Source organism: Mycobacterium simiae, assembly GCF_008370645.1.
GTDB classification, from domain to species: domain Bacteria; phylum Actinomycetota; class Actinomycetes; order Mycobacteriales; family Mycobacteriaceae; genus Mycobacterium; species Mycobacterium simiae_A.
Genome location: NZ_VTZN01000083.1, coordinates 1 through 22,574, shown reverse-complemented (window position 1 = coordinate 22,574; position 22,574 = coordinate 1). Strand labels below are relative to the sequence as shown.

18 protein-coding genes and 2 pseudogenes are annotated in these 22,574 nt (G+C 65.9%); 10 read left to right on the top strand and 10 right to left on the bottom strand.

The genetic code is table 11. From position 1 onward, the window contains the following. Positions 1-1,231: thioesterase domain-containing protein (locus F0Q45_RS14340; protein WP_306439441.1), on the top strand; the 1,231-nt coding region annotated here is incomplete at its 5' end. A 44-nt stretch (positions 1,232-1,275) separates the two neighbouring features. On the opposite strand, the pseudogene F0Q45_RS14335 reads toward F0Q45_RS14340, so the two are convergent. Further along, positions 1,276-1,663 (bottom strand): annotated as a pseudogene (locus F0Q45_RS14335) (class I SAM-dependent methyltransferase); the annotation flags it as partial. A 110-nt stretch (positions 1,664-1,773) separates the two neighbouring features. Between F0Q45_RS14335 and F0Q45_RS14330 the strand changes: the two are divergent. Beyond that, positions 1,774-4,642: pseudogene (locus F0Q45_RS14330) on the top strand (arylsulfatase). A gap of 4 nt (positions 4,643-4,646) precedes the next feature. Here F0Q45_RS14330 and F0Q45_RS14325 read toward each other — a convergent pair. Further along, positions 4,647-4,982: a DUF732 domain-containing protein gene (locus F0Q45_RS14325; protein WP_149654576.1), complete on the bottom strand. Its 336-nt coding sequence runs from the start codon at positions 4,980-4,982 to the stop codon at positions 4,647-4,649. Between the two features lie 330 nt (positions 4,983-5,312). Here F0Q45_RS14325 and pstS point away from each other — a divergent pair, with 330 nt between their 5' ends. From pstS to F0Q45_RS14310, 3 genes are all read left to right on the top strand, one after another. Next, positions 5,313-6,425, top strand: a complete 1,113-nt coding sequence (gene pstS / locus F0Q45_RS14320) for a phosphate ABC transporter substrate-binding protein PstS (RefSeq protein ID WP_149654575.1) — start codon at positions 5,313-5,315, stop codon at positions 6,423-6,425. Between the two features lie 115 nt (positions 6,426-6,540). Then, on the top strand, positions 6,541-7,683 hold the full coding sequence (locus tag F0Q45_RS14315) for a PPE family protein (protein ID WP_149654574.1): 1,143 nt from the start codon (positions 6,541-6,543) through the stop codon (positions 7,681-7,683). Between the two features lie 158 nt (positions 7,684-7,841). Beyond that, a complete protein-coding gene (locus F0Q45_RS14310) occupies positions 7,842-8,774 on the top strand; it encodes an extracellular catalytic domain type 1 short-chain-length polyhydroxyalkanoate depolymerase (protein ID WP_149654573.1) in 933 nt (310 codons plus the stop codon). Here the strand turns inward: F0Q45_RS14310 and nei2 are convergent. The 5 genes from nei2 to hglS are packed head-to-tail and all read right to left on the bottom strand — an operon-like array spanning position 8,765 to position 17,568. Then, the gene (gene nei2, locus F0Q45_RS14305; protein WP_149654572.1) at positions 8,765-9,529 is read right to left on the bottom strand and encodes an endonuclease VIII Nei2; all 765 of its coding nucleotides are present in this window, start codon (positions 9,527-9,529) and stop codon (positions 8,765-8,767) included. The two genes, F0Q45_RS14310 and nei2, sit on opposite strands and share 10 nt — an antisense overlap. A gap of 3 nt (positions 9,530-9,532) precedes the next feature. Further along, positions 9,533-14,062 carry an ATP-dependent helicase gene (locus tag F0Q45_RS14300; RefSeq protein WP_149654571.1) on the bottom strand — a complete coding sequence of 1,510 codons (4,530 nt, stop codon included), beginning with the start codon at positions 14,060-14,062 and terminating at the stop codon, positions 9,533-9,535. Between the two features lie 30 nt (positions 14,063-14,092). Further along, complete coding sequence (locus F0Q45_RS14295; protein WP_149654570.1) at positions 14,093-14,767, bottom strand: TetR/AcrR family transcriptional regulator; 675 nt, start codon at positions 14,765-14,767, stop codon at positions 14,093-14,095. Positions 14,768-14,815: 48 nt separating this feature from the next. Next, a complete protein-coding gene (gene amaB / locus F0Q45_RS14290; RefSeq protein ID WP_373424984.1) occupies positions 14,816-16,324 on the bottom strand; it encodes an L-piperidine-6-carboxylate dehydrogenase in 1,509 nt (502 codons plus the stop codon). After that, the gene (gene hglS, locus F0Q45_RS14285) at positions 16,321-17,568 is read right to left on the bottom strand and encodes a 2-oxoadipate dioxygenase/decarboxylase (RefSeq protein WP_149654569.1); all 1,248 of its coding nucleotides are present in this window, start codon (positions 17,566-17,568) and stop codon (positions 16,321-16,323) included. The genes amaB and hglS overlap by 4 nt, the downstream gene beginning before the upstream one ends. Positions 17,569-17,598: 30 nt before the next feature. On the opposite strand from hglS, the gene F0Q45_RS14280 reads away from it, so the two are divergent. The 3 genes from F0Q45_RS14280 (at position 17,599) to F0Q45_RS14270 (ending at position 19,928) form a co-directional block, all read left to right on the top strand. After that, complete coding sequence (locus F0Q45_RS14280; protein WP_149654568.1) at positions 17,599-18,051, top strand: Lrp/AsnC family transcriptional regulator; 453 nt, start codon at positions 17,599-17,601, stop codon at positions 18,049-18,051. A gap of 52 nt (positions 18,052-18,103) precedes the next feature. After that, positions 18,104-19,444, top strand: a complete 1,341-nt coding sequence (gene lat, locus F0Q45_RS14275) for an L-lysine 6-transaminase (RefSeq protein WP_149654567.1) — start codon at positions 18,104-18,106, stop codon at positions 19,442-19,444. Between the two features lie 88 nt (positions 19,445-19,532). Further along, positions 19,533-19,928, top strand: coding sequence for a hypothetical protein (locus F0Q45_RS14270; RefSeq protein ID WP_149654566.1), 396 nt, complete (start codon positions 19,533-19,535; stop codon positions 19,926-19,928). Between the two features lie 171 nt (positions 19,929-20,099). Here F0Q45_RS14270 and F0Q45_RS27750 read toward each other — a convergent pair whose 3' ends face one another. Further along, positions 20,100-20,249 (bottom strand): hypothetical protein, encoded by a 150-nt coding sequence (locus F0Q45_RS27750; protein WP_188112942.1) that lies wholly within the window; start codon positions 20,247-20,249, stop codon positions 20,100-20,102. Between the two features lie 155 nt (positions 20,250-20,404). Here F0Q45_RS27750 and F0Q45_RS14265 point away from each other — a divergent pair, with 155 nt between their 5' ends. Next, the gene (locus tag F0Q45_RS14265) at positions 20,405-20,842 is read left to right on the top strand and encodes an anti-sigma factor (RefSeq protein ID WP_149654565.1); all 438 of its coding nucleotides are present in this window, start codon (positions 20,405-20,407) and stop codon (positions 20,840-20,842) included. Further along, the gene (locus F0Q45_RS14260) at positions 20,839-21,627 is read left to right on the top strand and encodes an RNA polymerase sigma factor SigF (RefSeq protein ID WP_149654564.1); all 789 of its coding nucleotides are present in this window, start codon (positions 20,839-20,841) and stop codon (positions 21,625-21,627) included. The genes F0Q45_RS14265 and F0Q45_RS14260 overlap by 4 nt, the downstream gene beginning before the upstream one ends. Here the strand turns inward: F0Q45_RS14260 and F0Q45_RS14255 are convergent. Beyond that, positions 21,590-21,991, bottom strand: coding sequence for an STAS domain-containing protein (locus F0Q45_RS14255; RefSeq protein WP_373424985.1), 402 nt, complete (start codon positions 21,989-21,991; stop codon positions 21,590-21,592). The genes F0Q45_RS14260 and F0Q45_RS14255 overlap by 38 nt on opposite strands. A 223-nt stretch (positions 21,992-22,214) precedes the next feature. Next, positions 22,215-22,574, bottom strand: a 360-nt coding sequence (locus F0Q45_RS14250; protein ID WP_306439440.1) for a biotin/lipoyl-containing protein, incomplete at its 5' end; no start/stop codon positions are given.

Genomic DNA, 22,574 nt, shown 5'->3' with positions numbered 1-22,574 from the left:
TCGGCCCGGAGATAAGCGGTTGGTGGGCTATGTCACCGGTGATGTCGAGGTGAGCGGGTTGCGGGCGCGGTTGGCGTCGGCGTTGCCCGGCTATCTGGTGCCCGCGGCCGTGGTGAGGTTGGCGCGGTTGCCGTTGACCGTCAACGGCAAACTCGACACCGCGGCCCTGCCGGCTCCCGAGTATGGCCAGGCTGATCGGTATCAGGCTCCGTCCTCCCCGGTGGAGGAGGTGTTGGCCGGGATTTATGCGCAGGTGTTGGGGTTGGACCGGGTCGGGGTTGACGCGTCGTTTTTCGAATTGGGCGGGGATTCGCTGCTCGCGATGCGGGCGATCGCGGCGGTCAACGCGGCCTTGGACACCGACCTCGCGGTGCGCACGCTATTCGACGCGCCCTCGGTGCAAAGCCTGAGCCGGCGGCTGGGCGCGCCCGACAGCTCGACCGAGGTTGTCCCTGTCGAGATTCTCAAAGACGGCACAGGCGCTCCGCTGTTCTGTCTCCCGCCTGCGAGTGGACTTAGCTGGCCGTACCGAGGGCTAGGTTCGTATGTGGACTGCCCGATCATTGGCATTCAACAGGTCTCGCGCAGTGGTGAATCTGGGCCTGGATCAATCCGCGAGTTGGCCACAAACTATATGGACACGATCCAGGCGCTGCACGGCGGCAGCCAATTCAATCTCCTCGGCTGGTCTTTTGGGGGCGCCGTCGCACACCAGCTCGCTGTTGAGCTTCGTGGGCAAGGATATGCCGTTGGGCGCCTCATCCTTCTCGATGCCGTACTTTTCGGCGACGCTATGCGGGCCGAGAACGCTGCAAACGCCACAGATTCGGTGTCTGAAAGCGACGCGCTCGAGGCCGTCTTGAAAGCCCTTGGTATCGATACTCGGGACCAATCCGAACCTCTTACCTACCGCCAGGCCGAGGCACTGGTTAGTCAGCACGAAGCGACGGAGTTACCGTTCCCATCCAGACAGCTGCTGGCGACTTTGGTCGAGAACGCGAACCGCAATACTTCGCTACTGTCCCAGCATGTTCCGGACATATTTGACGGCGACATGGTCATCTTCTCGGCGACTCGGGGCGGCAGCGGCTCACCGCTGCTGCAAAGTTGGCGGCCATACGTTGACGGCGACATCACCGAATACAGAATCGACTGCGCACATGACGAGATGCTGACCCCCGAATCACTGAGATTGTTCGGCCACCAGCTCAGGGCGGCACTAGAAGCCTAAGATCTCGCGCGGCTGCCGCTGATGAAGATGACTTCACCGTCTCAGCCGTTGACGCGCAGATAGTCGACAGCATGGTTGCGCGCGCCGGCATAGACCAGCGAAGCCACGTCGAAATCCACGCCCTGATCCTGAAAGGGATCTGACGTTTCCCGTACCCTGCGCGTCCGGTGGCAATTAGATCAGCAGACCTTCGGCCAACCACGCTGTCGGTGCCTTTGGGTTCAGTCCCGCCTCGTGCAACGCCGCCGGCCAGTTTGCCCGCAGGTCGATCACCTGCGGCTGATCGAGTTCGTATGCCACCATCCCGGTCGGCCACGGCAGCCGGTAGGCGCGCGCATCCAACCCCGAAGCGAGGATCACCACCTGCCGCTACCCGTTGTCCGCGGCGTCGATGCGGTACTCGTCGTAGAATTTCCTACGCAACGTCATGCCTGGTTACCCTATCTGAGGGTCCAGCTTGGAGGCAGCGATCCGGCGTGGAGGTTGCGCGCCAAACAAGTGGTGCTGCAACGAGCCCTTCCACCGAAGCAGGGAGTCTCGCTTTGAGTGAAGAAAACGCGCTGGTCATCGTTGCCGGGTATCAAGACCTCAACGCGGCTCGAGACGATTTCGAGAACCTCACCGGCAGAGCCAACGCCAAGACCCTCCCGTTGCAGGGTGCGGTGCTGGTCGGGAAGGATTCCGGCGGCAATGCCGTCTTGCTCGACACCGGCAACCGTCTCGGCCGCCGCGGCGCCGCGTGGGGCGCCGGCGCGGGCCTGGCGGTGGGCCTGTTCTCGCCGACGCTGTTGGCCGCTGGATTAGTTGGAGGGGCGCTGGGCGCGGCGGCCGGGGGGCTAGCGGGCACCTTCGCCGAGCATCGGATCAAGAGCGGGCTGGCCGACAAGATCGGGCAAGCGTTGGCGGCGGGCAGTGCGGTGATCATCGTCGTGACACCGGCGCCGGGCCGGCTGCCGGTGGAGCAGACCCTGGCTGGCTCGCCGATGAAATCGGTTGCCGAGCTGCGCCATTCGACATTGCGCAGCCTGGGCGCCGCGCTGCAGGAAGCCATGGGCAAGTTCAACCCTGATCGCACCAAGCTGCCGATACCGCAGCGCAGCTTCGGCGGCACCATCGGTCGCACCATGAGGGAGTCGGTCGGGGACTGGACGATCGTGCCCGGCGCAAGCGCGCCGGATAACGCACCCAATGTGCTCATCGTATTGATTGACGACGCCGGCTTCGGTGGACCGGACACCTTCGGCGGTGGCATCCACACCCCCACGTTATCCCGGATCGCGCAGAACGGGTTGATCTACAACCGTTTCCATGTCACCGCGGTGTGCTCGCCCACCCGCGCGGCGCTGTTGACCGGGCGCAATCACCACCGGGTGGGCTTCGGATCGGTCTGCGAGTTTCCCGGTCCGTTCCCAGGTTATTCGACCGTGAAGCCGCGCAGTTGCGCTGCCCTACCCCGCATCCTGCGCGAAAACGGCTACGTGACCGGAGCTTTCGGTAAGTGGCATCTGACCCCGGATAACGTGCAGGGAGCGGCGGGGCCGTTCGACAACTGGCCGCTGGGTTGGGGATTCGACCACTTCTGGGGCTTCCCGAGCGGCGCCGCAGGCCAATACGATCCGATCATCACCCAGGACAACTCCGTCATTGGCATCCCGGAGGGACAACACGGCAAACCCTATTTTTCCCTGACGACCTCACCGACAAGGCCGTCGAATGGTTGCACCCGGTGCGGGCCCAGAACGCCACCAAGCCGTGGCTGCTGTGTTACTCGACCGGCGCCAACAACGGCCCGCATCACGTGTTCAAGGAGTGGGCCGACAAGTACCGCGGGCAGTTCGACGAAGGCTGGGATATGTACCGGCAGAAGACCTTTGAGCGCCGGAAACAGCTGGGGATCATTCCGCCGGACACCGAATTGACCGAGCGGCCCGACCTGTTCCCAGCCTGGGACAGCCTGTCGGACACCCAAAAGAGGCTCTACGCCCGGCAGCTGGAGGTGTTCGCGGGGTTCTCCGAAAACGCGGACTGGAACGTCGGCGGGCTGCTGGATGCCATCGAGGATCTCGGCGAATCCGACAACACGCTGGTCTTCTACATCTGGGGCGACAACGGTGCCAGCATGGAGGGCACCAACACCGGCTCGTTCAACGAGATGACCTTCCTCAATGGCCTGGATCTCGACGCCGACAAGCAGCTTCAGCTCATCGAGCAATACGGCGGGATCGAGGCTCTCGGCGACGAGCTCACCGCACCGCATTTCGCCAGTGGCTGGGAGCACGCCAACAACACGCCGTTCCAATGGGGTAAGCAGATGGCCAGCCACCTGGGCGGCACCCGCGACCCGATGGTGGTCGCCGGGCCGAGCCGGATCCGACCCGACGGCCAGGTTCGCGACCAGTTCACCCACTGCATCGACATCGCGCCAACGGTGTTGGAAGCCATCGGTTTACCGGAGCCGACCAGTGTCGACGGCTTCGAGCAGGAGCCGATGGACGGAACCAGCTTCCTGCACACCTTCGATGATGCGGCGGCCGAAGCGCGCCACACCGTGCAGTACTTCGAGAACTTCGGCAGCCGCGGCTGGTGGGCGGGTGCTCGGCTGGACCGGGCACCGTGGGCCTTGTCGCCCTAGACGATGCAGCGCTTCGCGCCCGGGAATTACGACCCGGATCAGGACATCTGGGAGCTGTACCACCTGCCCGACGACTTCTCCCAAGCCAACAACCTGGCGGCCGAACACCCGGACAAGCTGGCCGAACTACAGCAGCTGTGGTGGCAGGAAGCCGAACGCAACCGGGTGCTGCCATTGCTGGGTGGGCTCGCGGTCATGTTCGGCGATTTGCCACCCCTGCCCACCACCACCCGGTTCGCCTTCCAGGGCGACGTGCACAACATTCAGCGCGGCATGGTGCCACGCATCTTCGGACGCTCCTACGCGATCGAGGGACGGCTGCACATCCCGGACAGCGGGGCGCAAGGGGTGATCGTCGCTAACGCCGACTTCATGGGCGGGTTCGCGCTGTGGGTCGACGAGCAACAGCGACTGCGTCACACCTATTCCTTCCTCGGTGTCGAGACCTATCGGCAGGTGTCGAACGAGCCGCTGCCCGTCACGGTACGGATGCTGTTCGAAACCGCGCAGCCCGTGGTGGGTTCGGGCCGGCACGGTGACGCTGTGGGTCGCCGACCGATTGATCGGTGCGGGTCGGCTGCCCCAAACGGTGAGCCTGTCGTTTACCTCGTACGCCGGGATGGACATCGGCCGCGGCAACGGGCTGGTGCTCGACCGCGACTACCAGGACAAGGCGCAAAGGGGTCGTCTTCGACCTCAAGCCGGTGGCGCCCGATGCCGAGATGGTGTTGCACGAGCACGCCTCTGTGCAGGCGGTCGGACAGGGCGCGGCGGGTTAGCAGGCTAGGAGTGATGCCGCGGGCAGTACGCGGCGACGCTCACGCCGACGAAGTAGCCGGCACGATAACCGTCTAGGTTGCTGCTATTCGTCACGTCAGTCACGACGTCGGGCTTTTGCCTGCCAAGATCAAGTTCGTTGCAGACCTGGTGGCCGGCGATGATCGCGGCTTGCGGTGACGCGAAGTTGATACCCTTGGACTTCACCGCGTTCAGGAATTGGTCATCGATGCCGTCGGCGTGCGCGGTGGGGGTGATTACTACCGCGCAGCCAAGCAGCGCGACCGCCACCACAAAGCCGGGCCATGATCGCACCGGTATGGGCCGGCCCGCTCGGCGCATTGCGATCCTCCCCGCTGAGAAGTGTTGGCGGCACGCAAAGCCGCTGACAGTGCGATCATGGCACGTCGTAACGGGACCAGCGAAGTCCTGATGCGGCCTCTCATATTCAGTTGTCGGCCGAAACGGGAGCAAGCCTCACCACCTCGCATGACGGCGGCCTATCGGGATTGTGTACAGGTCGCAAACTGCGGATGAAATCGTGAATCTGTCTGTAATCAGCAATGTCTGAAGATACTCGCCGAACGTGGGGGCTTGTTACTATCCGCAAGACTGTGGGGACGACGGCCGTTTGGTGGGGCCTGGCCCATCGGTACCTTTCGAGGGATTGGATTGAGCAGCAATCTGTTTGGCGGCGCATTGAGCATTCTGGCCACGAGTGCAGTCCTGTTGTCGGCATGTGGCAGTGACAACAACGTCTCTCGTGACAGCGCTACACCAGGCACCTCGTCGGCGAACGTGACGTGTGGTGGCAAGCGAATGTTGAAAGCCAGCGGTTCCACAGCACAGCAGAACGCAATGGTCCGGTTTGCCAAGGCTTTCGAACGAGCCTGCGCTGGGCAGTCGGTGAATTACACGGCCAACGGGTCCGGCGCTGGGATCACCGAATTCCTCACCAACGAAACCGATTTCGCTGGCTCCGACTCGCCGCTGAGCAAAGACGAGCACACCAAGGCCGAACAGCGGTGCGGCTCACCCGTGTGGAACCTGCCGATGGTGTTCGGCCCCATCGCCATCGCCTACCACATCACGGGTGTGAGTTCGTTAAACCTCGACGGTCCCAGCGCGGCCAAGATCTTCAACGGCGGCATCACCATGTGGAACGATCCCGCGCTGCGGGCGCGCAACCCGGGAGTCACCTTGCCCGCTGAACCAATTCGGGTCGTGTTCCGCAGCGACGAGTCGGGGACCTCGGACAACTTCCAGAGATATCTGGATACCGCCGCGGACGGCGCGTGGGGTAGGGGCGCCGGAAAGACGTTCAACGGCGGCGTCGGCGAGGGCGTCCAAGGTAACAACGGCGCAGCGGCTGCCGTCAGTCGCACCGAAGGCTCGATCAGCTACGTCGAATGGTCGTTCGCCCAGGCGCTACATCTGAACATGGCCAACGTCGTCACGTCGGCGGGTCCGGACCCGGTAACCATCAGCACAGACTCGGTGGGCAGGACAATCGCCGCCGCCTGGTTCGTCGGCGAGGGCAACGACCTCGCTCTTGACACCATCTCGTTCTACCGGCCGAACCAGCCCGGCTCCTACCCGATCGTGCTGGCGACCTACGAGGTCGTGTGCTCGAAGTACCCCGATTCGCAGGCCGGCACGGCAGTGCGAGCGTTTCTGCTCAGCACGATCAGCGCCGGACAAACCGGCCTCGCGGACAACGGCTATATCCCCGTACCCGACCAGTTAAGGCCGCGGTTGTCGACCGCGGTCAACGCCATCTCGTGATCCTCGTGATCCACGCGCCGCCGGTAAGGCCGCGACGCTCAATGTTTCAGGGGTTTCTCGCTGCCGTCACCGCAACGTTCCACAGAATTCTCCCGCCTAGTAAGGGTGAGATGCCATGAACTTCATCGCTTTGCCCCCGGAGGTCACCTCGACGCTGATCCACTCGGGACCTGGAGCGGAATCGCTTCTAGAGGCTTCCACTGCGTGGCAGCGGCTGGGCATTGATGTGGAGGAAACTGTTCGCGCCTATGTCCCGGCGGTGGCGCGTGCGGCTGAGGCCTGGCACGGTCCGTCCTCGTCGGTGATGATCGACGCGGTCACGCCCTACCTGGGTTGGATGCGTACCACCGCGCAGCAGTGCCAGCAGCTGAGCTCCTCCGCGCAGCTCGCCGCAGCGGCATTCGGCGCTACGCTCTCCGCGGTGGTACACCCCTCCGACGTCAACGCCAACCGCAACCAGTTGGCAACGTTACTGGCCACCAATGGATTCGGCAGAAACCTTGCCGCCATCGCCGAAACCGAAGCCCAATACGACACCATGTGGGTGAACAATTCGGCGGCTATGTACCGCTATGAGGCCACCTCGGCGCAAGCTCTCACGCTGCCTAAGTTCGCGTCGCCGCCGTCGATTGTCAATCCGGTGGGGCTGGCTGCACAAGCCAACGTGGCGCCGGCCGCCGCCGCTACTACGGCGCCCGCTGCCGCCGTCTCGCCGGTGGATGCGGTATTGCAGGCGTTGGGCGTCACCTTTGATCCCAACAGCGGTTGGTTTGGACTGGCCAACACCTATGCCAACCAATTCATATCGTCCGGCTTTCCGATCAACCTGTTCAGCTACTTGGCGCAGAACACTTCAGCTCAGGCACTGCAGGCCGTGGCCCCCGACATCGCCGCGGGCCTCTCGGAAGGGGAAGCGGCCCTAGGTGAGTCGGCAGCTAGCTTGTCCGGCGCGGTCCGAGCCCTGGGCGCAGCAGAAGCGCCAACCGCGGCGGTTGGCGTCGGAGTTTCGCTGGGCAGGCTCACCGCCCCGCCTGCCGTGGTGGGGCTATTGCCTGCGCCAACGCCGGTGCAGCTGGCGTCGGCGGTGTCGCCGCTGCCGTCCGGGGAATCTGGGTTCCCCATGCTTCCGCCGCTGATGGCGCCGCCGATCTCGGCGGGCAGTGGTTGGCGCAAGCGGAAGCAGGTGAAATACGAGGATCTTGAATACGGCTTGGAGCTCAAGGGGACGATAATGCCCCGGCCGCCTTCGGCGGGATGAAGTTCTGCCTGAACCGCGGGCATTCGGTTATGCGGCGGAGATGCAGCCCCGCGGACTGGCTGACCGAATCATCGAGTTGGAGCGTGGTGCGTCGGCAACCGTCTGAAATACCGGCGGTCTTCACTCAGCCGACAGGTCGGACCGGTACCTTGGCCGTCATGCGGTGGGCTCGACGGATGTTGCCGCTCGTACTGATGGCCTGTCTGGTCGGCTGCAGCGAGCACCATGTATCTGCGGCGGCCCATGCCCGCGATCAGGCTGGAACATTGCGGTTTGGCGGTCTCAACCGGACCTATGTCGTGCACGTACCACCTGGTCCACCGGCCGGGCTGGTGCTCAACTTGCACGGCGGCGGCGGTACTGGCGCCGGGCAGCAGGCGTTGACGAACTTCGACTCTGTTGCCGATGCGAATAATTTGCTCGTGGTCTATCCCGACGGCTACGACAAGAGCTGGGCCGACGGGCGGGGAGCATCGCCGGCGGACCGACGCCGTGTCGACGACGTCGGCTTTTTGGTGGCTTTGGTCACCAAGTTGCGCGACGACTTGGCCGTTCCCGCCGGGCATGTCTTTGCCACAGGCTTGTCCAATGGGGGATTCATGTCCAACCGGCTGGCGTGCGACCGTGCGGATGTCTTCGCTGCGGTCGCACCGATCGCCGGCACGTTGGGGGCGGGTGTGGCGTGCAATCCGTCGCGTCCGGTCTCGGTATTGGAAGCCCACGGTACTGCCGATCGGGTGGTGCCATTCAAGGGCGGCGTCGTGCGCGGTCGCGGTGGGGTCAGCCAGGCCATCTCGGTGTCGACCATGTCCGACCGCTGGCGTGCGGCCAACGGATGCCAGGGCGATCCGTCGGTCGAAGAACTGCCAAACGTGGGCGATGGAACCGTGGTGCGCCGCTTCGACTCCCGGTCATGCGCAGCGGGCACCGAAGTAGTTCTGTACCAGATCGACAATGGCGGACACACCTGGCCCGGCGGCAAGCAATATCTGCCCAAGGCGATCATCGGGTCCACCACCCGCGCCTTCGACGGGTCGCAGGCGATCGTGCAGTTCTTTGTGACCCACGGCCGCGATGACGCTCAGCGCTGACAGGCCGGGCACCAGTACCGGGCCCGCTCGGCACCGCCGCGGGGAATGAGGTAGTCAATCGGGGTTCCGCAGCGCCGGCAACCCTGCCCGGCACGTCCGTACACCCACAGCTGCCGGCCCGCCCGGGTATCGCCCGTAGTGCAGCGATTCCAGCGAAACCGGTTGACCCACAGCATGTCCCGAGCACGGGCGACCAGGCGATGCGGGTCGGCGATCGCGCTGACCGGTGCGGACGGCAGCTGTCCGCTGACGAAACACAGTTCGTTGCAATAGACATTGCCGACCCCAGCCATCACACGCTGATCCAGCAGCACCTCGGCGAGGGGCCGATCCGGGTCAGCGGTCAGGTTGGCGGCCGCGACCGCGGCATCCCAGTCCTCGCCGAGCAGGTCGGGTCCCAGGTGCGCGACGACGACAACGTCATGGTCGCGGTCCAGAATCTCCAGCACGCCCAGGTCGACACCGACAGCCCGAATATCGCTAGCCTCCAGAATGATTCGCGCCCGGTGGTCGACCCGGACCGGTCGATTGGCCACGCGCCAACTGCCGTCCATCTTCAGATGCGAGTGAATGCTGACCTCGCCGATTCTGATGAACAGATGCTTGCCGCGACTGAGCACCTCGTCGACCACCTGCCCGCTCAGGTCGGCAGTGGCAAACCGGGGCACCCTGATGTCGCAGCGGGTCAGGATGCGACCAGCCAGGTGCTGGCGCAAGGTGGCAGCGGTGCGCCACACGGTGTCACCCTCGGGCATGGCTCACCGCAACCGCAGACCGCGCGGCGTGCGAGCAAAACCCGCTTCTGATAGCGCCGCAACGGCGTCGGTCACCTGGTCCGGCCCGCCGGGTTGCAGTACCGGTACCCCGTCGACGCGCTCTACCAGAATTGACGCGACCCGCCGGGTAGCCACCAGATCAGCCAACGCGACGGCCGCGGCCCGGGTGGACCCGGGGTCCTCGGTGAAGGTCAGCAGCGTTCGCCCGCCACGCTCGAGAAACCAGGCCAGCTCGCCATCCACCAGCACCACCAGTGCGCCGGCTTTGCGGCCGGGCCGCGGCGCGCTGTCCCGATCCGGGGCCGGCCAGGGTAGCGCCACGCCATACGGGTTGGCCGGGTCGGCGGCGGCCAGCACGACCGCCCGGTACTCCGGGCGCTCCGGGTCGATCCCGTCGAGGTAGCTGCGCAGCCGGTCCACGGTGGACGCGACGGCGAACTGAGCACCGCCAAGCGACTCGACGAAGTAGCCGCGCTGGCAGCGGCCGGCATCCTCGAACGCACTCAACACCTTGTAGAGCGTGGCGAACCCACCGGGCACGCCTTCAGCGGCGACCGCGCCTTTGGTTAATACACCGTGGCGGCTCAACAACAGCTCGGCTTGGTGGTGCGCTCGCACTGTCGAGTCCGGCTCGGTAGACGGCAGTACCGACCAACGACCCGCCACGGCAGGGTCGGCGGCCCGCAACTGAGCGTGCGCGACGCTGTAGCGGCTCAGCCGCGGCGGTCGGTGGCCGCGGTGTGCTGGGGCGGACCGCTTGCGGGCCCCCGAGCGACCGCCGAGCAGTGCCCGTACCGGTCCGAAGGTGTCGCCGGTGATCCAGCCGGCCCAAACCAGTTCCCATAGCGCTGCTTTCAGCGCGCCTTCGTCCATGCCGTTTGCGCTGAGCTGGCGGAAAAAGTACGCACCACCGCCGGCCAGCATGTCCAGAATCACCCGATGGGCGTCGGTGCAGTCGATCTCGGCCGGCTGGGCCAGCGTCAACGGCGCGGACTCGGCCAGGTGCAGGCTGACCCAGCCGTCACCACCCGAGATCGACCCGGCTCCCGACCAGGTGACCTCGCCGGAGGCCAGCAGCTCATCGAGCATCGTCGGGGAGTAGTCGCGCACCCGCGCGGCCAGCACCAGCGGCTCCAGCGCGGACGCTGGAATCCGCACCCCGGCCAGTTGATCGATCACCGACGCGAGCCGGTCAACACCGTGACCCGCGGCAGAGCTGCCGACCTGTTGCCACTCGGGCAGGAAGCGTCCATAGGCGGCGGTGCTCACCGGCTCGACCTGAGCGCGCAGCGCCGCCAGCGACCGGCGCCGCAGAATGCGCAATACCTCTGCGTCGCACCACTGTTCGGATCCGGGGGCGCTCGCGGCCCCGGCAGCGACAAAGTCGCCGCGCACCAGCCGGCCGTCACTGGCCAGCCGGCCCAATACGTCGGCGGTTACCCGCAGGCCCAGACCGAAGCGAGCGGCGGCCCCGGCGGTGGTGAACGGCGTGCGGGTACGCGCGTAGCGACCCAGCAGCTCACCCAGCGGGTCGGCCACCTCTTCGGTGAAGGAGGCCGGTAGCCCCACCGGCACCGCGACGCCGACGCCGTCGCGTAGCCGGCCCATGTCCTCGACGGCCACCCACCAGCTATGGCCGGCGAACGACACCGTCAAGGCGCGTCGAGCAGCACGCAAGCCCTGTAGCCAGCCGCCAATATCGGGCGCAGCTGCCCGCGCTGCGATCTCGTCCTGCGTAAGCGGGCCCAGCAACCGCAGCAGATCGGCCACGCCTTCGGCGTCGCGGGCCGCGCGGTCGGCCGACAGATGCTGCAGCTGGCGCCCGGTCGCCGCGATCACCTCGGGGTCCAGCAGCTCACGCAGTTCGACGCGGCCCAGCAGCTCGGCCAGCAGCGTGCTGTCCAGGGACAGCGCCGCGGCGCGGCGCTCCGCCAGCGGGACGTCGCCCTCGTACATGAACGCGCCGACGTAACCGAACAACAGTGACGCCGCGAACGGGGACGGTGTGGCGGTTTCCGCTTCCAGCACCCGCACCTGGCGCTGGGCAATCGCGGTCATCAGCCGAACCAGCGTCGGGACGTCGTAGACGTCTTGCAGGCACTCGCGGACCGTCTCCAACACGATCGGGAAGTCGGGGTATTTGCGCGCCACCGCCAGCAATTGCGCTGCGCGCTGGCGCTGTTGCCACAGTGGCGACCGGCGGCCCGGGTGGCGGCGCGGCAGCAGCAATGCGCGCGCCGCCGATTCCCGGAACCTGGAAGCGAACAGCGCCGAGTCGCCCACCTCGGCCGTCACGATGGCGTCGACCTCGTCGGCGTCGAAAACAAACAATTCCGCGCCCGGCGGGTTATCCGCGGTGTCGGGTAGCCGTACCACGACGCCGTCGTCGGAGGCGGTCGGTTTCTCGTCGATGCCGTAGCGTTCACGCAGCCGCCGGCCCACGGCAAGCGCCAGCGGTCCGTGTACCCGCAGCCCGTACGGCGAGTGCAGGACCACCCGCCAATCGCCGAGCTCGTCGCGGAAGCGTTCGACCAGCAGGGTGGCGTCGGTGGGCACCACCCGGGTGGCGGTCCGCTGATCGTCCAGCAGGCCCCACAGGTTGTCGATCGCGTAGTCATCGAAACCGAAATCAGCACAACGCTTCCCGAATGCTTCGCGGTCCAGGCCGGCCAGCTCGCCAGTCAGCGCGCCGAGGGCGGCGCCCAATTCGGCGGGGCGCCCGATGTCGTCACCGCGCCAGAACGGCAACCGGGCGGGCTGCCCCGGCGCGGGGATCACCAGCACCCGATCATGGGTGATCTCGGTGATCCGCCAGCTGGTCGCCCCCAGCGAAATCACGTCCCCTGGGCGGGACTCATAGACCATCTCCTCGTCGAGTTCACCTACCCGCGAAGGCTTTTCGGTGGCTAGGTAGACAGTGAACAGTCCACGATCGGGGATGGCGCCGCCGGAGGTGACGGCCAGCCGCTGCGCGCCCGGACGCCCGGTCAGCATGCCGGTATCGCGGTCGTAGACCAGCCGCGGCCGCAGCTCGGCGAACTCGGTAGACGGGTACTTGCCCGACAGCAGGTCCAGGGTGGCCTCGAATGCGCTGCGTGGCAGCGTCGCGAATGGCGCGCTGCGGCGCACGGTATCGAACCACCGATCGGCGTTCAGCGGCTCCAGCGCCGCCGCCGCCACCGTGTGCTGGGCCAGGATGTCCAGCGGGTTGGCCGGCACCCGCATGGTCTCGATCTGGCCGGTCAGCATGCGCTGCACGGTTACCGCGCAGCCGAGCAGGTCGGTGCGGTGCTTGGGAAACAACACCCCGCGCGAGATCTCACCGACTTGATGACCGGCTCGGCCGATGCGTTGCAGGCCGCTGGCCACCGAGGGCGGCGCCTCCACCTGAATCACCAGATCGACCGCGCCCATGTCGATGCCAAGCTCCAGACTCGAGGTAGCCACCACCGCCTGGAGCTGCCCGCGCTTGAGGTCCTCCTCGACTTGGGCGCGCTGCTCCTTGCTGACCGAGCCGTGATGGGCGCGCGCCAGCAGCGCTGGTGCGCCGAAAGTCTGCCCGCTAGCCATGATGTAAGCCGGGGCGCCGCCGGCCACCTGCGGGTTGGCCTCCGAAGGAAGCTCGACACCAGCCCGCTGGGCGTGAATCTCGTTGAGCCGGGCGGTAAGTCGCTCGGCCAGCCGCCGGGAATTGGCGAACACGATGGTCGAGTTGTGCGCCTCGATCAGGTCGACCAGCCGGGATTCGACATCGGGCCAGATGCTGTTGTTCGCCAGGTTGGCCATGTCGGGTACCGGCACTTGCACCGCGAGCTCGACCGTCTTGGCCGACGGCGGCGCGACGATGGTCGTCGGGGACTGGCCGGACAAAAACCGGGCCAGCTCCTCCGGTGGACGCACGGTCGCCGAAAGCCCAATGCGCTGTGCGGGTCTGCGCACCGCGAGGTCGTCGAGGCGTTCCAGCGACAGCGCCAAGTGCGCGCCGCGCTTGGTGGCGGCGATGGCATGAATCTCATCGACGATGACGGTCGAGATGGTGGTCAGGGTTTCGCGGGCGGCCGACGTCAGCATGAGAAACAGCGATTCCGGGGTGGTGATCAGCACGTCGGGTGGCTGCGTGATGAGCTGGCGGCGTTGTGCGGGCGTGGTGTCACCGGAGCGCACCCCCACGCTGATGGTGGGCGCGGGTAGGCCCCGGCGCTCGGCCAGCCGGGTCAACCCCGCCAGCGGGGTACGCAGGTTGCGCTCGACGTCGACGGCCAGCGCCTTGAGCGGGGAGACGTAGAGGACGCTGGTGCCCGCCGGCCGGTCGGCCGCGGCCGTCAGACTGTCCAACGCCCATAAGAAGGCGGCCAGCGTCTTTCCGGAGCCGGTCGGGGCGATGACCAGGGTGTTGTCGCCGTCGGCGATGGCCGCCCAGGCGCTAGCCTGGGCCGGGGTGGGCGCGGCGAAGGTGCTGGCAAACCAGTCGCGGGTGAGCGCGCTGAATCGGCCTAGCGGGTTAGAGCTCACCTGATCATCGTGCCAATGGGTACTGACAAACTACGATTGCGGCAAAATCCGGGCGGTCGCTAACGCGCTGGCGAGTTCCTCGGGGATCTCCGGTACTCGGGCAATAGCGTCCAGCAGCGTGTGCGCGCAGGCGTCGGCAAGGCGCTCGGCGTCGGTCGTGGGGTCGATGATCCGCTGGCGGCATAGTTCGAAGGTGAAGGCCAGCCAGCCGTGGATGATCACTCGCAGGTCACGCTCGACGTCCGGTTCCAGCGTGTTGCCCTGGGTCGCGCTCACGACCTCGCCGATGCGGTCCATGATCTGTTCCATTTGGCGGTTCTTGGCTTGGTCGTCAATGCCCAGCAGAACCGGGTCGGCGCGGCCGAGGCCGACGTACGCCGCCCACGCGGTCTCTGGATTCTGTTGGTGGTAGGCCATGTAGGCCAGCACCCCGGTACGAATCTCTTCGAACATCGTCATGCCCTGGGCGGGCGGCTTGTTGGTGGCCGCATACAACCGATCCGCTTCGTCTTTGACGACCGCGGCAAAGAATGCCCGTTTGTCCGGGAAGTAGTGGTACATCAGCGCGCGCGACACCCCGGCCAGTTCCGCGATCTCGTCGATGCGGACCTCGTCGTAAGGTCGCTTCCCGAAGACTTCTGCCCCCAGGGCGAGCAGTTCAGCGCGTCGATCCTCCGGGGATAGCCGCCGTCTGGCTGTCGCCATGGAACAGATCCTACTCACGGCCAACGGACGCTTGGCCCCAGCGACTGTTCAGCCGAACTGCACACCCTGCGCGAGCGGCAGTTCGCTGGAGTAGTTGATCGTGTTGGTGGCCCGGCGCATATAGGCCTGCCAGGCATCCGAACCGGACTCCCGGCCGCCTCCGGTTTGTTTCTCGCCGCCGAACGCGCCCCCAATTTCCGCGCCTGAGGTACCGATGTTGACGTTGGCGATACCGCAATCCGACCCCTCGAGGAAGCGTTCGGCCGCACGCAGGTCTTTGGTGAAGATTGCTGATGAAAGCCCCTGCGGCACCGCATTATTGAGAAATATCGCCTCGTCCAGGTCGTCATAGGTCAGCACGTAGAGGATGGGCGCAAACGTCTCGGCCGCCACGATGGCGGTCTGAGCTGGCATCCGCACCACGGCCGGCTCGACGTAGTAGGCGCTGGGAGGGCCGGCCTGGTGGCGTTCACCGCCGATGACGTCGCCGCCGTCGGCACGAGCTTGCTCCAGCGCTCCCACCATGTCGCGGTAGGCCGTCTCGTGGATGAGCGGGCCGATCAGCGTGCCGGCGTCCGACGGGTCACCGATGGGCAGTTTGTGGTACGCCGCGACGACACGCGATACCACCTCGTCGGCGATCGAGCGGTGCACGATCAGCCGCCGCAGGCTGGTGCAGCGCTGTCCGGTGGTGCCGGCGGCGGCGAACACAATGCCCCGCACCGCCAGCTGCAGATCGGCCGACGGCGTCACGATGGCCGCGTTGTTGCCGCCCAGCTCCAGCAGCACCCGCCCAAAGCGCGCAGCGACGCGGGGACCGACCTGCTGGCCCATCCGTACCGAACCGGTCGCCGACACCAACGCGACGCGCGGGTCGTCGACGAGTCGCTCGCCCAAGTCGGCATCGCCCAACAGCAGGCCGCTCAGCGCGGGCGGCGCCCCGACGTCAGCGGCGGCCTGGCACAGCAGCGCCTGACAGGCCAGCGCGGTCAACGGCGTCAGCTTCGAGGGCTTCCACACCACCGGGTCGCCACACACCAGCGCCACCGCGCTGTTCCACGCCCACACTGCCACCGGGAAGTTGAACGCGGTGATCACGCCCACCACGCCGAGCGGATGCCAGGTCTCCATGAGCCGATGCCCGGGGCGTTCGGAGGCGATGGTGCGGCCGTAGAGCTGTCGCGACAGCCCGACCGCGAACTGGCAGATGTCGACCATTTCCTGCACTTCGCCCAGCGCCTCGGAGGTGATCTTGCCTACTTCTATCGTCACCAGCGTGGCGAGATCGTGCCGGTGAGTGTTGAGCAATTCCCCCAGCCGGGACACCAGCGCGCCGCGTACCGGGGCCGGCGTGTTCCGCCACACCGAAAACGCTTGTGCCGCTTCGGCGATCGTCTGATCGGCCTGATCGTGCGTGGTATGGGGGAGGGTAAACAACACCTCGCCGGTGATCGGCGTGCTGGCTGGCATGCCGGGCTCGCCTGGGTTTCCCAGGCGCGCATGCACACCGATCGCCTCGAAGGCCGCCGACACCCGGTCGGCTAGCTGGCTACTCATGTAACAGCCTCCTTGGCCAGTGCTTCATAGAGTGCATACGGGTCATAAACGTCGCGTCCGATGGCGCCGGCCAACCATGGCATGTCATAACCGCAACTGTCGACGGCATCGACGGCCCGAGCATCGCGGTCCAGGTTGGAGCGGAAGATGCCGGCCGCTGAGATTGGCAGAAAGTCCTCGTAGACGATGGGCGCCGACGGGTCCCCGCCGCGGTAGTACGCCAGGCCGTGGGCGGCCATCTCCGCATCCGTCGACGGGAAGTAGTTGCCCCAAACAGCGGCTGGGTCACGCTGGGCCATCGCGGCGTCATAGCGTTGGCGCCCGCGCGGGGTAAGCGCGACGCCGCGCGCCTCGACTTCTCCGAACCGCACCCGCAGGCTGCCCTCGGTGGCGGTGCCGTCGGCATCGCGGAACCGGCGTGGTTCAGCCAACGCGCGAAAAGAGGTCTGCCGCAACAACACAGCCGGCCCCTCGGTGCGCGGCGGACCCTGGATGGTCTCGATCATGGTGATGCCGCGCTGGGTCATCCGGCCGTACAGCTCGTCGATGTCGAGAACCCGTGGCGTGAGGTGGTTGAGATGGGTCGAGCCGACCCCGGCGATGTCGGCCGCCACCGCCGACACCCCGGCCAGCTCTTCGTACCAGGACTTGTCGATCGGTTCGCGCGCGAGTGCGAACGCGGCAACGGCCGCGGCGACGAAGCTGTGCGCATCGGCTGCGTCGCAGTCGCCCTCGGCGGCGATCACCCGCGCCCGGGCCAGCAACGCGGGGTCGAATAGTTGCCGCCGGGCGAGGAAGGCCTGCACGCGCCTGCGTAGCCCCTTATTGAAGAACCGGCTGTCGTCGGTGGCCAGCATCGAGGTGAACATTCGAAATGGATTGAGCGCCAGCTCCTTTGCTTCAACAGGACGAAACGCGGTGGACACCACGGGAATTGGCGACTGCGCCGAGCGTAGGTCGTAGTAGCCGACCGGTGCCATGCCGAACGCGGCAAACAAGTCAGCGACCGCGGCCAGTTCGGCCGGGCTGCCCACCCGGATGGCGCCGTGGCGCTCGGCGGTGACCCGCTGCAGCGAGCCCAGCCGCTGCGCTCCCGGGTGGCGTGCCAGGTAGTCGGCGTTGACCTGCGCGCTCACCTGCACGAGCGCGCTGTACGCGGGCACTTCGGTGGCATACATCGCCGACAGCCCGGCGGCGAAGCGGGCCCGCAGCTGCCAGGTGGACAGTGTCTTCGCAGCACTCATCGCCCGCCGTCGCTGCGATAGTCTCCGGCCATGGGTGAGGTGCTCGACGACATCGACCGGATCCTGCTGCGCCAACTGGTCGCCGACGGGCGTGCGACGCTGTCGGAGTTGGCCACCAGCGCTGGCCTGTCGATTTCGGCGGTCCAGTCGCGGGTACGTCGGCTGGAGTCGCGCGGGGTGGTGGTCGGGTATTCGGCGCTTGTCGACCCGGATGCGGTGGGACAGCTACTGTCGGCGTTCGTTGCCATCACTCCTTTGGATCCTTCCCAACCCGATGATGCTCCCGCGCGCCTCGCACATATCGACGAGATCGAATCGTGTCACTCGGTAGCAGGCGAAGAGAGCTACGTCCTGCTGGTGCGTGTCGAGTCCGCCCGGGCCTTGGAGGATCTACTGCAACGGATCCGGACAGCCGCCAACGTCCGCACTCGAAGCACCATCATTCTTAACACCTTTTACAGCAATCGGCAGTTCATACCATAATCATTTCGGCTACAGCCTACGGAAGCCGTAATTCTGCCGTTAGCATAGTGGCATGACCGTCGTCGTGACTTCCTTCGCGCCTACCGGCCGGCGCATCGACCCAGATCAGGTTCGCGAGGTGCTGGGCCGCAGCATGCTGGTCGACGGCTACGACCTGGTGCTCGATCTGTCCCGATCGGCCGGCTCGTATCTGGTCGACGCCCGGACCGGCCGGCGCTACCTGGACATGTTCACCTTCGTCGCGTCCTCGGCGCTGGGCATGAACCACCCGGCGCTGGCCGCCGACGAGCAGTTCCGCGCTGAACTCATCGAGGCCGCGTTGAACAAACCCAGTAACTCCGATGTGCCTTCGGAAGCCATGGCGCGCTTCGTCGAGACCTTCGTGCGGGTGCTGGGTGACCCGGCGTTGCCGCATCTGTTCTTCGTCGAAGGCGGCGCGTTGGCCGTCGAAAACGCGCTCAAGGTCGCTTTCGACTGGAAGAGTCGGCACAACCAGGCGCGCGGCATCGATCCGGCACGTGGCACCCGGGTGCTGCACTTGAGCGGGGCGTTTCACGGCCGCAGCGGCTATACCCTGTCGCTCACCAATACCAAACCGGTCAACGTGGCGCGTTTCCCGACATTCAGTTGGCCGCGCATTTGCGCCCCCTACATCCAGCCGGGCGTCAACATGGAGGAGCGGGAGGCCGAGTCGCTGCGCCAGGCCCGCGCCGCCTTCGAGGCGCACCCCCATGACATCGCCTGCTTTGTCGCCGAACCCATCCAAGGGGAAGGCGGGGACCGCCACTTCCGGCCCGAGTTTTTCACGGCGATGCGCCGGCTGTGCGACGAGCATGATGCCCTGCTGATTTTCGACGAGGTGCAGACCGGTTGCGGGATCACTGGAACCCCTTGGGCCTACCAGCAATTGGGTGTTCAACCGGATGTCGTCGCGTTCGGCAAGAAGACGCAGGTGTGCGGAGTGATGGCGGGCGGCCGGGTCGATGAGATCGTTGACAATGTGTTCGCGGTGAAGTCGCGACTCAACTCGACATGGGGAGGCAGCCTTGTCGACATGGTCCGGGCCCGTCGCATCTTGGAGGTGATCGAGGCAGAGGGGTTGTGTGAGCAGGCCGCCGAGCGAGGGCGCTACCTACGCGCCCGGCTCGACGAGCTGGCCGAGGACTTTCCGGGCATCGTTCTGCATCCCCGCGGCCGGGGCTTGATGTGCGCGTTCAGTCTGCCGAGCAGCGCTGAACGCGACGAGTTGCTCAGCCGGCTGTGGCAACGGGCAGTGATTGTGCTACCGGCGGGCGACGACGGTGTGCGATTCCGTCCGGCGTTGACTGTGACGAGCGCCGAGATTGATACCGCGATCGCCGGGGTGCGTAGCGCATTGGCGGCTCTGGACTAGGCCGGGGCTAGGCCGCACTGTTTATCCCGGCATACAGTGGGGTATCAGGTTCGCTAGTATCTCGCGAACGCGCGATTGGTCTTGGGAGATGCCAAAAGTACACGAGCGGTCACCCGGTGACCGACTGGGACAGGACGACACCGAAGTGCGTGCCGCTATCCGCTTCGCGGTCCTGACCGCGGTCACTGGTGTCGGCTTCCTCATTATGGCGGCTGTATGGGTTAGCACGTGCGGCGGCAGAGCGGGTGTGGACACGGTGGCCTGTGGCCCTCCGCAGCGGGCTGTGCTGGCGCTGGGGGCGCCACTAATCTTGTTCGCCGGTGGAATCTGGGCTTTTGTGCGTACCTATCGGGTGTGGCGCGACCGGGGCACCTGGTGGGGGTGGCACGGCGCCGGCTGGTTCTTGTTGACGCTGATGGTGGTGACGCTGTCCCTGGGCTTCCCGGCGATCGCCGGTCCGGTACTGATCGCCAGTTTGCTCTGACCCCGTCACTGGATTTCGCCGGCTTGCGTCATAGCCAGTGCCGCCAACGCCTTTGGCGGTGCGCCCGTGATCGTGATGAAAAACTGAACAACCGATCTTGTTTTACCGGCGGCGGCGACGGGGTATTACGTGTGCACCATGATGAGTACCGGCAGTGTTCCGTCAGCGTTGCTAGCCCATCATGGGCGACAGGATCACGAATGCGCCAAGGTAGATTCCGACTGCGACCACGAGGAACGCCAACAGCGTTATCAACGCGATTACCGTGATGCGCTTGAGCCGGCGCGTTGGGACTGTGTCGGTCACGTCTGCGTCATCCATGGCTGGTTGAATACCCGGTGGCGATCATGACCAACCGGCTAGAGCCTAGGGCCCAAGGTGGGTCGTCCGGAGGGGGCCAGAACGGGACCCGAAACGGGATCCACGACGGGACCCCTAATCAGAGTAGTGTCGGTCGAAGATTGCCGGGAGGCCACATGAGCGATGCCAATTTGCGCACTAACGAGCGCCAACGTGGCAGTCGCGCCATCGAACTCAATGTTGCTGCGCGTTTGGAGAACCTGGCGATCCTGCGCACCCTGGTCGGCGCCATCGGCACCTTCGAGGACCTGGATTTCGACGCCGTCGCAGATTTGCGCCTGGCGGTGGACGAAGTGTGCACCCGATTGATCCGCTCGGCCACGCCGAACGCCACCCTGACGCTGGTGGTGGATCCGCGCGACGACGAACTCGTCGTGGAGGCTTCGGCGATGTGTGATACCCACGACGTCGTGGCGCCGGGCAGCTTTAGCTGGCATGTCCTGACGTCACTGGCCGATGACGTCCAAACCTTCCACGACGGTCGCGAACCTGATGGGGCTGGCAGTGTGTTCGGCATCATGTTGATAGCCCGACGGGCGGCCACCAACAGGTGACTGCGCGTACTGCCGGCGGATCTCCGTCCCGGTCCAACGAATACGCTGATGTCCCGCAAATGTTTCGTCAGTTGGCGGGTTTCGAGGTCGATTCATCGGAGTTTCAGCGTCACCGGGATAAGATCGTCGAGCGCTGTTTGCCGCTGGCCGATCACATCGCGCGCCGGTTCGAGGGCCGCGGCGAGCCCCGCGATGATCTGGTCCAGGTCGCTAGGGTTGGTCTGGTCAACGCCGTAGTCCGGTTTGACGTCGAGACCGGCTCGGATTTCGTTTCGTTCGCCGTGCCCACCATTATGGGGGAGGTCCGACGCCACTTCCGGGATAACAGCTGGTCGGTCAAGGTGCCGCGGCGTCTCAAGGAACTGCATTTGCGGCTGGGCGCGGCGACTGCTGACTTGTCACAAAGATTGGGCAGGGCGCCCACAGCGACCGAACTTGCCGCCGAGCTCGGCATGGACCGTAGCGAGGTAGTCGAAGGCCTGGTGGCGGGTAGCTCCTACAACACCTTGTCCATTGACAGTGGTGGCGGTAGCGAAGACGACGACGCCCGCGCCATCGCCGACACATTGGGTGACGTGGACGCCGGTCTGGACCGAATCGAAGATCGCGAGTCGCTGCGGCCGCTGCTGGAAGCACTGCCCGAGCGGGAACGAACGGTCCTGATTCTCAGGTTCTTTGAATCGATGACGCAAACCCAGATTGCCGAGCGGGTCGGCATCTCGCAGATGCACGTGTCCCGGCTGCTGGCTAAATCGCTAGCGCGGCTCCGGGACCAGCTTGAGTAATCGGGCTCTGGTCTACGGCGTCGTCCACCGATTCGATTGTCGGCAGGGCGCCGTCGGGATCGCAGATTTGCAGCAACCTCGACACGGCCCGGCTCGGCACCATCGCCCATTGTGCTTGCGCCGTCGAGCACACGACGTTGATCCGGTGGAGCGAGGAAAGCCCTGCGGTGGCAATGAATTTCAGGCCGCTTAGGTCCAGGATCAACCGTTCCCGAGACCGAGCCCAGTGCTGGACGTAGGCCGTGAGCTGATCGGCATTGGCGGCGTCGAGCTCGCCGTGTACGGTGACCACACAGCTGGACGGCCCGTAACGAGCGGTGAATTCAGCGGTGCGGCACTGCTGCCACGATTGGGTCACAGGCATCGCAGACATGGGCGACTCCATCAGTCGACGAGCATTCGTTGCTGTGGATCACATCAAGCGTGCGCGCGGCTCAGCAGCAGCAGATTCCTGCCTGACCGCCCTGACGCACAAACAGGACGTAATTGGGCGGCTGTGAACTCAACCTGTTGTGAACCCTACCCGGGCCGGTGCCGGGGCGACAACGACTACCGATCTGATTCAAAGAATGCCTGCTCGCTGTGGCTTACTTGATCTCGGCGAGCACGGTGCCCTGGGTAATGGCTGCCCCTGCCTCAACCGCCAACCCAGTGATGATGCCGTCTTTGTGCGCGGTGACCGGGTTTTCCATCTTCATCGCCTCGAGGACCACCACGAGCTCGCCGACGACGACCTCTTGACCTTCCTCGACCGCGACCTTGACCACGGTGCCCTGCATCGGAGCCGTCACGGCGTCACCGGAGGCTGCCGCACCGGCGTGGGCGCCACGTTTGCGCGGCTTGGGCTTGCGCCGGATCACCCCGGCGGGTTCGCATCCGCCGGATAGCGCGAGATCGGCGGGCAGGGAGACCTCGATCCGCCGGCCGTCAACCTCGACGAGCACGGT

Excerpts from the sequence above, each read along its gene's own strand:
- F0Q45_RS14295 (WP_149654570.1), bottom strand. The coding sequence starts at position 14,767 with ATGGCGACAGCCAGACGGCGGCTATCCCCGGAGGATCGACGCGCTGAA.
- F0Q45_RS14325 (WP_149654576.1), bottom strand. The coding sequence starts at position 4,982 with ATGCGCCGAGCGGGCCGGCCCATACCGGTGCGATCATGGCCCGGCTTT.
- F0Q45_RS27750 (WP_188112942.1), bottom strand. The coding sequence starts at position 20,249 with ATGGATGACGCAGACGTGACCGACACAGTCCCAACGCGCCGGCTCAAG.
- F0Q45_RS14270 (WP_149654566.1), top strand. The coding sequence starts at position 19,533 with ATGCCAAAAGTACACGAGCGGTCACCCGGTGACCGACTGGGACAGGAC.
- F0Q45_RS14315 (WP_149654574.1), top strand. The coding sequence starts at position 6,541 with ATGAACTTCATCGCTTTGCCCCCGGAGGTCACCTCGACGCTGATCCAC.
- F0Q45_RS14310 (WP_149654573.1), top strand. The coding sequence starts at position 7,842 with ATGCGGTGGGCTCGACGGATGTTGCCGCTCGTACTGATGGCCTGTCTG.
- F0Q45_RS14265 (WP_149654565.1), top strand. The coding sequence starts at position 20,405 with ATGAGCGATGCCAATTTGCGCACTAACGAGCGCCAACGTGGCAGTCGC.
- amaB (WP_373424984.1), bottom strand. The coding sequence starts at position 16,324 with ATGAGTAGCCAGCTAGCCGACCGGGTGTCGGCGGCCTTCGAGGCGATC.
- F0Q45_RS14280 (WP_149654568.1), top strand. The coding sequence starts at position 17,599 with ATGGGTGAGGTGCTCGACGACATCGACCGGATCCTGCTGCGCCAACTG.
- nei2 (WP_149654572.1), bottom strand. The coding sequence starts at position 9,529 with ATGCCCGAGGGTGACACCGTGTGGCGCACCGCTGCCACCTTGCGCCAG.
- lat (WP_149654567.1), top strand. The coding sequence starts at position 18,104 with ATGACCGTCGTCGTGACTTCCTTCGCGCCTACCGGCCGGCGCATCGAC.
- hglS (WP_149654569.1), bottom strand. The coding sequence starts at position 17,568 with ATGAGTGCTGCGAAGACACTGTCCACCTGGCAGCTGCGGGCCCGCTTC.
- F0Q45_RS14255 (WP_373424985.1), bottom strand. The coding sequence starts at position 21,991 with ATGCCTGTGACCCAATCGTGGCAGCAGTGCCGCACCGCTGAATTCACC.